This window comes from Thalassoroseus pseudoceratinae (assembly GCF_011634775.1).
Lineage (GTDB): Bacteria > Planctomycetota > Planctomycetia > Planctomycetales > Planctomycetaceae > Thalassoroseus > Thalassoroseus pseudoceratinae.
In genome coordinates this window covers 398,055-411,383 of record NZ_JAALXT010000003.1, presented here as the reverse complement: position 1 = coordinate 411,383, position 13,329 = coordinate 398,055, and the positions used below count along the sequence as shown (strand labels likewise).

Below are 13,329 nucleotides of genomic sequence, written 5' to 3'. Positions count from 1 at the left end.
GCGTTGTCCGTCCCGATTTCCCAACTGGCCTTGCTATGCACACTTTGAGAATTTTCACGATTGGATTCGTTGTCGCTTTTGGATGTCCGCTCTTCGGGCAAGATTCGAAAAGCACCGAACAACCACGGCGGTTGTACTTGGATGAATTCCGTCCACAGCCGTCATTGCAAGTTGAGGAACACATTCTCACGAAAGCCAAGTTCCCCTGCGTGAATGTACACACGCATCCCAAGAAGCTCACCGATGCGGAGCTGGACGCCATGGTCGATGCGATGACAGAGGCGAACATCCCGGTTTCGGTTTCGCTCGATGGCGTTGTCGGACCGGAATTCCGGCCGCATTATCGCCGACTCACGGAACGATATCCCAATCGGTTCGTGGTGTTCGCCCGCATGGATTTCATTGGCGATGGCGACAAAGACAAACCGGAAACATGGGCCGTGAACCAACCCGGCTTCGGACTCAAAACTGCGGATGCCCTCTCCGAAGCCGTCAAACTCGGTGCGTCCGGATTGAAGCTGACGAAAATGCTAGGGCTGTATCTGCGAGACGGTGATGGCAAATTACTCGTGCCCGACGATCCCCGGTTCGATCCCGTTTGGCAACGCGCTGGTGAATTGAATATTCCGATCCTATGGCACGTGGCTGATCCGATTGCGTTTTTCCGACCGACGAATGAATACAACGAACGCTGGGAGGAATTGTTTCGGCATCCCGAGTGGAGTTTCCACGGGAAGGATTTTCCGGAGCATCAAGAATTGATCGATGCCCGCAACCGCGTGATTGCCAAGCACAAACAGACGACATTCATTTGTGCTCACATGGCGGATGTGCCGGAGGATTTGAAGAAGCTGGGTTCGTATCTCGATCGGTATCCAAACATGAATGTCGAAATTGCCGCCCGCGTCGCGGAACTCGGTCGCCAACCCTACACCGCTCGCAAGTTCTTCTTAAAATACGGCGATCGCATTCTCTTCGGTACCGATGGCGTCCCGCCGATGTCCGAACTCATCCCACATTTTCGATTCCTCGAAACCTATGACGAGAATTTTCCATACGAAGACAACCCGTTTCCACCGCAGGGTCTGTGGAACATCTACGGCCTCGGCTTGCCGGATTCGGTGTTACGAATGATCTATCATCGCAACGCCGAGCGGTTGATCCCAGGCGTGAAGGAAAAAGTCGCGGCGTGGCGAAAACGCAATTAGGAGTCGATGCATCAGAGCGTTACTAAACGCAATCTACCGGTCGAACATCCGTTCCATGACGAGATATCCTGGTCGACGCCAACCGAGTTTCTCGTAAACCGTTTGGGCGGTTTGGTTGTCTTTCTCGACGTACAAACGCAAGCCGACGGCATGTGGATTAGCTTTTGCCTCGGCTTCTGCGTACTCGCATAACGCACGAAACACACCTTGCCGACGATGTTCCGGAGCGACGTACACGCTTTGCACCCACCAGATGTTGCCGTTCCGCCAGTCGCTCCATTCGTACGTAATCAGCAGACATCCCACAACCACGCCGTCCCGCTCGGCAACGAAATACTGACCGTGTCGATCGTCAGCAAGCACTGCCTGCACGCCCGGTTCGACCAACTCGCGTTTCAATTGGTGGTCCTCGGTCTCAAGAGCCATCCGGATATTGAAGTCGGCGATGGTGGAAAAATCTTCGGCGGCACCAGGACGAATCGTATAGGACATTGTTTTCGAGATGTTGGTCGTTCGGAGGATGTGGGTCAGTACAGACACCATTATGCATCGGAGCCTGAATTACCATACTGAGCCCGCAAAATCGGCAGAAATTACTTGCTCTCTCAGAAACGCCCACTTTTCACAACAGGCCGACTTGGCATTTTGGCGATACTGGGTGTGTGAGACGGAGTTTGAGAATCAGGCAATTCATCCACGCTAGATCAAGTCTAGTTGGAACATGGCGATTGGCGATGTGTCTTCGCTGAGATGACGGCTTTGGAACGCGACTGATCGATCCAATGGCCTTGAGTTGCCGATTCCTTTCCACCGACTTTTTGACCCCCTCAAGAACGGCGTTCAATTTTGAACGCCCGCCGATCCCAAGGAGGAATCGCGTGCAGTACACAGACGGAACCCGCATGACGGGAAGCGAAGAACCCAAACACCACTGGGGCATGCTGGCATTTGGCTTGTTCGCTGGTTTGCTAGGCGTGTATGTGTTGATCGTTGAGCCAATGAATCAACGGCTCGAATCGGTCAATCGTGAATTGATCCGCATGAAACGCAACATGGATTCGCTCGTCGGAGTGGCCGGCGAAACGTCGCGGACAAACAGCCTATTGTCCTCATTGAAAGAGCAAGCCGTTCGAGTCAGTCAAGCCGAACGCATCGTTCCCACGATCGCTCGCTTCCGCAAAGACGTCGAAGCCGAAGCCGCAAAAACACCAGCGGCGTTCGCGTCACTCGATCGGTTGGCGGCCTTGCAGACTTCGGTGGCCGGTCAATCCCGTATTACCGAATCCGCCGTGGAAACGCTGCGATTGATCCAGAAACTCCACGAGCAACTTCTCGCGGAAGGTGAATTCGACGAGCGAGCGACAACCGGACTGAACGAACTGATTTCGTTCAAACGCCGAGCCATGACCGCTGGCGAAGACATGAGTGAAGCCAAAGCAACATTGGCCGAACTGGTCAGCCTGAAGGATACGGTCCGCAAGCAAGCCGACAGTTTGGCTCCGACGCAGTCGGCGTTGAACGGCATGCAACGGTTGCAACTTGAAACCATCCGTGCCGGCCGAAATACCGAAGCCGCTGCAAAGTCGGCCGACGCATTGATCGAACTGAAAGACACGATCATCGTGCAATCGGTCGGAACCGACGCTGCTCAAGAACAAGCCGCCAACTTGGTCGACTTGAAAGACAATGTCATCGCGGGTTCGATCGACACGAAGGACGCGATTGGTTTTGTCGGCGAAATGGTGAAACTTCAAGACCAAGTCATCGCAAGCCAAGACGGTATCGATGCCGCTGCCGCCACACACGATGAATACGTGGCTTTGAAGAATCAAATCAACATGCAATCGAAGAACATTCCGACCGCTGCCGATTCGGTGCAGAAGTTGGTCAAAATCAAAGACACTCTGGTTTCCCAAGGCGGCGACAACGATCTCGCCGGAACCAATGCCGAAGAGTTGATCTCGCTCCGCGACACGCTCAACTATGACGGCAAAAGCAACATCGTTGCCGACCGGAACTTGAAATCGCTGATCGAGATTCAATCCGATCTGGCATCGCGATCCGAAGAAGTGATCACCGCCGTGCAGTCTCTCGAAATCCTCTCGGACTTGCGAGACGAGCTCGATGGCCAACTCCGCACGCTCACAGACCTTCGTCGCAAATTCGTCGACTTGGCTCTGAACGAAAATGCGATTAGCCGAGCAATGAACGTCATCAAACCGCTCGTCGAAGTGAGCAACCTCCGCTACATGAACGAATCCCAAGTTCGCGAAGCGGCCCGGCGTTACCTGGATCAAAAGAACGAACGAATCGCCGTCGAAGCTAACACCGTCAACGCCGTGCCAGTTCGGAATGCTTCCAGCACACGAGTGATTGAGTAGATCGACGCAAATAATTTGACATACCGGTGAGCAACCAGTATCAGAAACAGCCCCGGGGTTTTCACCCTGGGGCTGTTTTCGTTTCGTTCTTAGCCGTTACAGTATCCTTTGGCGACGGATCAATAGGTGAGAATCAACTCAACAAAGTTCGAGTACTGATTCGCAACCTTCTCTTCCCCAGCACCGGCCAGAGCATTTTGCGTGTCGGCTCGTCCGAAGAGATCGTCGAAACCGGCTCCCGGAATCAAACTCGCCAAACCCGCGACGACAATAATGTTGTCGTTGAGTAGCGGTCGATATTCGATCCCCATGCTGAGGTCGACCCCAATTTCGGGATCAATGTTGTCCTGGAAGGCGACCACTTCCAACACCTCGGTCGTATCAAACCAGAGGTAGTTGTAGTTGGTAATCACTTTCAGTTTCGGCGTGACTTCGAAATCCATCCCGAAGTTGACAATGTCGATCCCTGGATTGACGAAGTTCGTCTGCCCTTGGAATTTACTCGACCGCATGTTGGCAACCAAGCTGTTCACGTTGGTCACGTTCACGCCGAACAGTCGGATAGCCTGACGTTGCCAATAGCTGAATTCCCCCCCGACAAAGTTAGGATTGTCGAAGATCGCATCGAAACCACGAGCTTCGTCATCGAATGGATCATCGTCACCGCTCGCCCGGAAGAACGACGTACGGAACCGGACCCAGTCTCGGTCGATCGAAAGTTCGATCGCCTGCATATTGGCATTGATGTCCTGTTTCTCACCCGCAATCGGGTTGCGAGAGTCTTCCCCTGTCACCCAGTAGAACGCATTCGATACGTTGATCCGGCCGATGTGCCCATCACCCGCGAAACCCAGGTAGTGAGACGTCACGCGGTGAGGTTGGAACACCCCGATTGGGTCGGGACGCACGAGGAAGTTGTTCTTGTCGAATTCGGTGCTCGGTTGGTCGTCATTGAAGTGATAACTGAACTGAGCAGTGTAGCCGGGGAACACGAAGTCTTGTCGATAGTAGTTAGCAATCAGAGTGTTTTGATGCCGGTCTTCAAACGTGTTCAACAACGTGTTCGTGTCTTTTTCCGTTTGGTCGAACAAGATCAGGTTAAACTGATCGCGGTTCCCAAAGTTCGTCCCAAACAAGCGGACCGATCGGTTGATGTCCGCGAAGATCAAGCCACGGAAGTCTGAGTTGAAGAACTGGGAACCCGCTCGCACGGAGAGGAAGTCATAGTCGGGACTCAAGTCGGCGAGTTTGACTTCACCGAACCATTCCTCGAGTGCGAAGTCCGTCCGGATTCGCTTGCGTCCTTTGCGAACATCTGGATTCACACCGGCAAGTTCGCCCACGAACAAGTTACTTTCAGCCACCACCGGCGTGACACGCAACTGCCAATCCAACGGTTTGAAGACTGCCGTGTTACCGTGGAACAATGTGATTTGAGCCGAGGTCGTATTCAGGATGAAATCGAAATTTCCGTCACCGAAGAATTCTTCCTGACCACTCGCTCGCGTGCTTTCAAACGGTGTGGTAGCCGTCGGCACGTTGGCGAAGTTCATGATCAACCGGTTTTGCAGCGTGACATTCATGAAGGTGTGCTGCCCCATAATCGGGTAGTCGCCCTTCAGCACGTTCTGATTGTACGGGTCCCACCAGTGACCTTTCACGAATGGATAGTCGTCGGTCGTGGGATGGTTGCGTCCATAGCGGTCCCATTCGGGATACCCAAGACGCCAACGGTCTTCGACGGGCACGAAGTGGTTGCTTGATTGTCCTTCTCGTGGCAACACACTCGACGGGCCGGAGAAACCGTTTGGCGGCTCGAACGCGGTCTGCAAGAATGGAGGTTCGTCGGCGTAGACCGGATCGTAGTAGGGAATTTCGTCATCTTGAAATGGTGGAGTCAGCGGACGACCGAGCAAGTCGTCTCCGTCTCCATCGGCGAATCCGGGTGGTGGATCCGTTGCGGCGAATCCATTCGGAGCCATCAACGGATTGCCGTCGTAGTTGGAGATCGGCGACGCCTCGGCTGGATCCCAGTAACTGCCGATCCGAACCGGGCTACCATCCGCCGGACGTGCAACGCGTGGATCGTGACCGTCGGCGGAATCCATGTGCCAGAACGGTTGAACGGGCGACAACACGGATTCTTGTCGCATCGTTGGCAGATGATCGTTCTCAGCCGGGGCCACGAAACGAGGATCGATCGGAGCTGGTGCCAAAACCGCATCAGGTTGTGGAATTTCGTCCGACACCGGACGTACACTTGCGGCACCAAACGGTGACTCTTCGGGTTTATCGATGAATCGGGCCATTGGCTGGGATGCGGTCGAGCTTCCCGTGAGACCGTGTTTCATCTCCGTTGCCAGCAACCGGGCATTTCCTTTGACGAGCGGATCGGCATCCTGCATCGCCATGTGCTCGATTTGCAACTGCAACTGAGAATCCGGATGGGCCGCTCGTGCCGCTTCAATGGCCGCCAACCGTACTCGACGATCGGGATCCCGAAGCAGTTCGAGAAGCGTGGACGTTTCTTGTCCCGCAGTCAGTCCGGAGCCCGAGATGGTCTCGTTCCGGTCTGGCGATGCTGGCCATCGGTCTTCCGCGACCGCACCAGTCACGCTACCGATCGCTAGCAATCCTGCCGTGGCAGACGCAAGCCACTGACGTCGGAAGCGATTGTCTTCGGAATATGGAAGTCGGTTTGTCCGTCGCGTCTCGAAAACGCGATTTAGGAATGCTCGGATCACTGCTCGGCCCCACGAATTGCCGTTGCTTGAACGCAGACTCACATCACGTATCCGAACGGATGGGTGCAACGTTTCTCACGAACGGAGAGTGGTAGAAAAACATCTAGGAGACGAGTGGAGAGCAACGAATGCAGTTGGAAACGACGTTTCCAACCGATCCGCCTACGGAAATCTTCAAAACCCCACCAGACCATCAGTCTCAGCCGATTGCCCTGCTAAACAGGTCTTGGATCATGCCCGCAACATATTGATCGTCCGACCACGTTGATAAACTGGAGAGATTTTACCGGTTTTTCGGATTAATCCGGTTTTTTCGTTCAGTTCGACTAATCTGATCATGTCATCTGTTCCGATTACTGATCATGGGTTTTCATTTCATCCCTACGATGAGTGGACCACCAGTCGATTTCGTCACAACTGTCATTCGGGCCGCGGTTGGAGAGCCTGCGGTTTGACTCCACTTGATTGTCGAAACGATTGATTCCGAGGCGACGCGTGTCGACGTTGCCACATACTCTCTGCCGCAATCGGGAGCTTGACTCGTGAAGTGGTTGAAGAAGACGTTGAACCGCCTTGCGGCGCAGAAAACAGCCGAGGCACGACCGGACCGCGAATCGTCCTTGTCGCAAATCGAACACCTGGAACCACGTCTTTGTCTCGGAGCATTCGACGCTCCAGAGATGGGCAGTTGGACTCCACAAGAACCCGCGATGATCGCCCCGGCGAATACCAACGCGGGTGTCTCGACAACCCAACCGCCATTGAATCCCTATGGTGCGTCGCACGCATATGGCTACCCAGCGGTCGGGAACTCGGAACCAATTGCTCTGCAACCATCGACCCCGATGGTTCCCGAAACGCCGAATCCGACACCGCCTAGCGGTGCGATTGGCAGCCAAATCAACGGTGGTCTCAGCGAATCCGTCTTGCCACCGGCGATCGGTGACAACAACGGCCAATCCGAGGGGAACACGCCCAGCGGATTCGTAACTCCCGAAACGAACTCCTCCGCTGCATCGCCATCGAGCGCTGATCAGCTTGGTGCGTTTGGCGGAAACATCGGTGCGGCTTCAAACGGAGTCGCGGTCAGCGGTGGTGCCACGGGAACCGGAATCGAGAATGTCACCACGATCGACACCGAATCCGCCAACGGTGCCGGTGCCGAAGGCAGCACGGAAACCGAAGTCCGGTATCCTGCGTGGTGGGAAGACTTGGAAGAACCCGTCACCATCAAATATGACTTCCGAAGCATCGGCGATTATGAAAACTACATCACCGATGAGGAAATTGCCGTCGCCGAGCAAGCCCTAACTGACTGGAGTTCCGCGACCGGCGGAATTTTGCAGTTCGAACGCGATATCTACGCAGAGAACTACGAAATAATGAATATTGGAACCGGAGCGTTGGAAGCCTTCGGTCACAATAGCGGGCAAGGTGGAACGCTGGGTCTGGGTGGCGGTGCCATCACTCAAGTCAATGCGGATGCCGACATCAACGTGGCCGGTGTCGCTTGGCTCGATGTCACAGAGAATTGGGACACCGAAATCGGCAATGGCGATGTTGCGGAGACCGTGGACTATTACACGGTTCTCTCTCACGAAATCGGTCACGTCATCGGGCTGGAAGATGGTGGCAGCCTGTCAAACCCTGATATCATGCGGGGATATTACAACAACGAACTGACGTCGAACGCCATCGACTATGCCGCCGTCAACGGTTCGTACCACACGACAATCGAGCAGTTGGCCGCACAGGATGCGAGTTTCGAAGTCTACGCAATGTCGCTGACGCAACTGTCGGCCGAGGAAGTGGAACGACTACTCCGTCGTGCGTCGGCCGCAACTGCCAGCGATGACGCCGTGATTGCCGTGGTGGACCGTGCCGGAAGCATTCTGGGCGTGTTGGCGGAAGATGGTGTGCTGCGAAACATCAACGACTCGCAGAACACCGCGTCGTTCGGCAACGGGAACATGGTAATCGACACCCAAACCGAACGCGAAGCATTTTCCTTCTTCGTCGAAGGTGCGGTTGCGAAAGCTCGAACAGCGGCGATCTTCTCCAACGGCGATCCCAATAACACGGACTCATTCAGTCCCGGCGGAACACTGGCACCACTGACGAGTCGGCTGGTTCGATTCATCAGTCAGACCACAATCACAGAACGCGAAGTCGAAGGCCGACCAACCGTACGCGACGACTTTGATCAAACCCTCGTTGGCCCCGGTTACGTCGCTCCGATCGGTGTCGGTGGTCACTTCCCTCCTGAAGTGAACTTCACACCACCGGTCGATTTGTTCGCGATTGAACACACGAACCGCGATCGTGTTGCTGACCGAACGGACGTAAATCCGAATCAAGATGTGAACAACGCACCTGGTGCAGGAGACATTCTTCGGTTCAACATTCCTTTCGAGGCCGTCGACCCAAATTTGGTTGCTGCCCTTCGTGAACCGCTTTCCTTCGGCGAACTCAGCGGACTGGATCCGAATGCCCGTTCGCGTGGTGTGGCCACATTGCCCGGCGGGATTCCCATTTTCCGCGACACCAATGGGGACGGCGTTGGTGAAACGCTTGTCGGTGGCATCGGAGTGTTTTTCCCCGGCCGTGATGGATTTGCCACGTTTGAGCAAAACTTCATTCCCGGAATCGGTCAAACCGAGGAACAACGCACAAATGCACCGAAAGTGCTCGAAGCGGAATACATGGCTTTGATGGCACTTGGCGGTAGTCAACTGGCGGCAGCCGTCGGCATCCCATTGGCCAGCACGGATATTTTCGCAGCTGATCCCGGATTGGAAAACATCGAAAGCCTGGACTTGCCCTTTGGTCGACTGGACCTTGTCGGAATCACCCTGCAAGTCGTTGGACCGATCGCGAATCGACAAGGCGTCGGTGAAGTGATCGCTCACGGAATGTCCATCGGACGAGGTGAAGTCAACGGGACCTTTGCCGCGCCGGACGGCACACTGACCCAAGTCGACACAACACAGGAAACCAACGCTGCCAACTTTGTCGATGGTCGTGAAGTTCCTCATGGATTCATCGTGCCACCGCGGGACGGTTCTACGGCTGGTTCTGTCACTGCGGACGAAGTGCAACAGATCATCGAGCAAGCCATTGCGGCCGCCGAGCAAGTGCGGGCCGCTGTCCGATTGCGAGCAGACACCGGCGATCCGAGCAGTCGGACGCGGATGGTGTTCTCGGTCACAGACCTGGACGGCAACGTCGTTGGTTTGTTCCGGATGCAAGATGCCACGATCTTTTCAATTGATGTGGCCGTCGCGAAGGCTCGAAACGTCACTTATTACGCTTCGGACGAGTTGGTCGAAGCCGATCAACTCGAAGGGGTTCCCGAGGGAACGGCCTTCACGAACCGGACGTTCCGCTTCTTGGCCGAGGGTCGTTTCCCATCGGGCATCGATCAGTCACCCCCCGGACCGTTCTCGACGTTGAACAACTCGTTCATCAATCCCTACACCGCAGAAAACAACGGGGCTGCTCAAGCGGCGGAGGCGTACCAAGACACGGTGCTTGGGCGAAACTCGTTCGACCCCAGCGTGATCGATCAGACGACCAACTTCAATTTCGCCGATGTCCCCGGCAACGATCCGGACAACCAAAACGGCATCGTCTTCTTCCCGGGAAGCACACCGTTGTACCGGGATGGCGTACTGATCGGTGGATTCGGCGTCAGTGGTGACGGTGTGGACCAGGACGACGTGGTCACATTCCTTGGAGCTCAAGGATTCTTGCCACAACAGAACGGCGTCTTGAAGGCTGACCAAGTCAAATTCCGAGACGTCAGATTGCCCTATCAAAAGTTCCTACGAAACCCGTTTGGCTGATCCGGCCATCCGCTTCTACAACAAACAAAGCCCAAGGAGTGCACTCCTTGGGCTTTGTTCATTGAACACCTGCTTTTACTTCCGTGATGCCGTTCGTGAGTTTAACAACCGCTGAGTAATCTCCTGCCAATGACGAATGTCGATTTCGAGAGGTCCACTCGGATGCACGAAACTGCCATAGTCAGCGAGATACTGTCGCAACCGGCCGATTTTCTGTTCGGCAGAGAGTTCACCGGGATGTCCTGTTCCCGGTGCCCGACCCCAAAGGATTTCCGACCCCTGTGCCGTTGTCAGTGAGAAGCTGACGTCGTCAATCGTTCGTTCCGGTAACGGTTCGTCGGGGCAATTGACGGCGGTGAGGCCAAACGCTTCCCAGTGACAGCGATCGTGATCGTGCGACCGCATCAAATGCTCGGCCAGACGTGCAGCACCGACAACAGTTGGATCACCCCACGCCGTACCGGCTGGTCCTGCGGGCACCGATTCCACACCACGCACAATGGGGTACCGTCCAAAGTCAGCTCGTGAAAAGTCCGCGGGCGGCAGCAACACCGCATCGGAGGAAATCGGATAGTACAACCCCTGCCCAATCTCAACTAACCCGACCGGCTGACGATAGCTCAAATCGATCTCGACCACATTCGGCGGTCGTTTGCGAACCTCATTGACACGACTCACCCACGGATGACCGCCGAACGCCTTGGCAACTTCCTCAGCAAGATCGTTCTCAAGAACACTGACCTCATTTTCCTCCCAACCTTGGGCGTCCACTACTTGTCGCACGAGATCGTGAGGCACCCAATGCGGTGGTGGCGTGATGTCGATTTTCGATGCCCGCAGTTTGTACTCACTTTGCTCGGTCAGCTCTGGCAAATGACGAATCAAGCGTGGGCCGAACACCACTAACATCACCAACGACGCAGTCGCAAACAACGTTTGCGGTCGAAAGACCCGTTGGCGTAGCCGAAGCGCACCGCGACTGATTTGTCCCGATGAAGATGCAGACATATTGTTTGCGACCGAAGAAGGAATTGCAGAAAGGACCGGCACTCGAAATCGACCATCATCCATGTGATACGCACCAACGCCACAAAATACCCATCGATAACACGGGATCTTTGGAGAAGATTAGGATCTATCACGAGGACTCAATCGGTATCGGCGAATAGCCCGACTGCCGATGATGCGCAAGCGGTGAATGCTTGGCGTTCCGGGGAAGTTGGCGGTGAATCGCTCGGTTGTATGGATTACTCAACCACAACGCAGAAGGCCGGAATACCGTCTATGCCGTGTCTCTTCGGCCGGGAGCAATCCAATACAATTGTTTGTGCCCGTGCGATTCAAGTTCGTCGGCTTGCTGCTGGGCCGCGTCGTGTGGCAGATTTGATGACACAAGAAACTGGTTGCCGTTGTCGTCTTGTCGCCAAACGTCCCATCGGTCGAACGCTCCAGACAGTTCCTTTCTGTGACCATCCACTGACTCTGAACTCATCGTGCTGGAATCCAAAATGAAAAGCCCGTGGAGATCGACAATCTCCACGGGCTCGGTGCGAATCACGTCCTGATTAAAGACGACGCAGTCGAATTTTGAACGTCGCTGCTTCGGTCTTTTAATGATTGGAAAATGCAAGCTGTCTCGCGTCCAACACGGAGACAGAAAACTTTCACTTGTTTTAGCTATACAAGCTCGTCACGGCCTGGGCTTTGACGAGTTCGCGTGGTTGGTTCAGGTGATTGTAAACGATCGTTTCGGGATCGATTCCAAACGCGTGGTAAATCGTCGCCAACAGTTCCCCAGGATGGACCGGATCTTTGAGCGGAGCCGACGCTGTTTTGTCGCTTTCGCCGTAAACGTGACCGCGTCCGATGCCAGCTCCGGCGATTGCCGCAGTGTAGCAATAAGGCCAGTGATCGCGACCGTCGGCACTGTTGCCATTGCCACTGGTTGACACACCGCGTTGCGGCGACCGACCAAATTCACCCACACCGACAACAAGCGTATCTTCCAACATTCCCCGCTCGTCGAGGTCGGCAATCAATGTAGAAAAGCCAGCATCGAACATCGGAGCAGACTGCTCCTTCATCCGTTTGGGAAGCCCGGTGTGTTGGTCCCAAGAATGGTTGTTACTGTTGGCAACTTTCGGCCAAACGACCTCGACAACTCGGGTACCGGCCTCGACCAAACGTCGCGCGAGCAAACAACTTTGACCGAAGGTGTTGCGACCGTACCGCTCGTGCGTTTCGTGACTTTCGGCTTCCAGATCGAATGCCTCCCGAGCGCGTCCGGAAACAATCAGGTTCAACGCACGATCGTAATACGTGTCGAGATTGTACGAAGCGACCGCGTTGTCAATTGAAGGCATTCCCGCGTTAATCACGTCTCGCAAACGAGCGCGACGTTGAAGTCGAGTTGCGAAAACATCCGGTCGGAGTTTCAAGTCGTCCACGCGAATTTTGGACATCTTCGTCATGTCCATGTCGTCGCCTGGCGGATAGAGCGTGTAGGGATCGTAGGCTTTGCCGAGGAACCCCGCCGTTCCTCCTTTGCCGACGACATTCGACTCTTGCAACGGTCGTGGCAGCATCACGAACGGCAGCATGGGTTCGGATGTCGGTTTGAGCCGAATGATGTTCGAACCGAAGTTTGGAAAATCCTTCGGACTGGGCGGCTCCAACTGTCCCGACGGACTCACTTTGTCCGTCGTGTAACCGGTCATCATCTGGTAAATCGCGGCAGTGTGATTGAACAAACCGTTCGGCGTGTAACTCATCGACCGGATCAGGGTCATCTTATCGGTTTGCTGCGCGAGCTTCGGGAGATTCTCCGTAAATTTCACGCCAGGCGTTTTCGTGGAGATCGGTGCAAATGGACTTTTGACGTTTTCTGGAACGTTTTCTTTGGGGTCCCACAGATCCAGATGACTCGGTCCGCCTTGCAAGTAAACCAGGATAATGCTCTTGGCTTTCCCCCACCCCGGACGACCCGATGCGGGTTTCTCTTTCGCCATCGCTTCGAGTTTCATCAGCGATGCCAGCGACAACCCCAACATTCCCGAACCACCGACCCGAATGAGGTCCCGCCGCGTGAGGCCAAGCCCGTCATCACATAGGTCTTTGCCGCTAGGGCCCTGAATGGTCAACATGATTTCGC

8 protein-coding genes are annotated in these 13,329 nt (G+C 55.0%); 3 read left to right on the top strand and 5 right to left on the bottom strand.

Annotation, left to right across the window (positions count from 1 at the left end):
- Positions 1 to 35: 35 nt before the first annotated feature.
- Positions 36 to 1,208, top strand: coding sequence for an amidohydrolase family protein (locus tag G6R38_RS11675; RefSeq protein ID WP_166824928.1), 1,173 nt, complete (start codon positions 36 to 38; stop codon positions 1,206 to 1,208).
- A 33-nt stretch (positions 1,209 to 1,241) separates the two neighbouring features.
- Here the strand turns inward: G6R38_RS11675 and G6R38_RS11670 are convergent, their stop codons facing one another.
- Positions 1,242 to 1,700 (bottom strand): GNAT family N-acetyltransferase, encoded by a 459-nt coding sequence (locus tag G6R38_RS11670; protein ID WP_166824926.1) that lies wholly within the window; start codon positions 1,698 to 1,700, stop codon positions 1,242 to 1,244.
- A gap of 386 nt (positions 1,701 to 2,086) precedes the next feature.
- On the opposite strand from G6R38_RS11670, the gene G6R38_RS11665 reads away from it, so the two are divergent.
- Complete coding sequence (locus tag G6R38_RS11665; RefSeq protein WP_166824923.1) at positions 2,087 to 3,589, top strand: hypothetical protein; 1,503 nt, start codon at positions 2,087 to 2,089, stop codon at positions 3,587 to 3,589.
- A 119-nt stretch (positions 3,590 to 3,708) separates the two neighbouring features.
- Here the strand turns inward: G6R38_RS11665 and G6R38_RS11660 are convergent, their stop codons facing one another.
- Positions 3,709 to 6,375 carry a hypothetical protein gene (locus G6R38_RS11660; protein WP_166824921.1) on the bottom strand — a complete coding sequence of 889 codons (2,667 nt, stop codon included), beginning with the start codon at positions 6,373 to 6,375 and terminating at the stop codon, positions 3,709 to 3,711.
- 500 nt (positions 6,376 to 6,875) lie between these two features.
- Here G6R38_RS11660 and G6R38_RS11655 point away from each other — a divergent pair, with 500 nt between their 5' ends.
- Positions 6,876 to 10,178 (top strand): matrixin family metalloprotease, encoded by a 3,303-nt coding sequence (locus G6R38_RS11655; protein ID WP_166824919.1) that lies wholly within the window; start codon positions 6,876 to 6,878, stop codon positions 10,176 to 10,178.
- Positions 10,179 to 10,253: 75 nt separating this feature from the next.
- On the opposite strand, the gene G6R38_RS11650 is transcribed toward G6R38_RS11655, so the two are convergent.
- The 3 genes from G6R38_RS11650 to G6R38_RS11640 all read right to left on the bottom strand — a co-directional run bounded on the left by G6R38_RS11650 (position 10,254) and on the right by G6R38_RS11640 (position 13,321).
- A complete protein-coding gene (locus tag G6R38_RS11650; RefSeq protein WP_166824917.1) occupies positions 10,254 to 11,186 on the bottom strand; it encodes a cell division protein FtsQ/DivIB in 933 nt (310 codons plus the stop codon).
- Positions 11,187 to 11,460: 274 nt separating this feature from the next.
- Positions 11,461 to 11,670 carry a hypothetical protein gene (locus G6R38_RS11645; protein ID WP_166824914.1) on the bottom strand — a complete coding sequence of 70 codons (210 nt, stop codon included), beginning with the start codon at positions 11,668 to 11,670 and terminating at the stop codon, positions 11,461 to 11,463.
- Between the two features lie 181 nt (positions 11,671 to 11,851).
- A complete protein-coding gene (locus G6R38_RS11640; protein WP_166824911.1) occupies positions 11,852 to 13,321 on the bottom strand; it encodes a DUF1501 domain-containing protein in 1,470 nt (489 codons plus the stop codon).
- Positions 13,322 to 13,329: the final 8 nt, after the last annotated feature.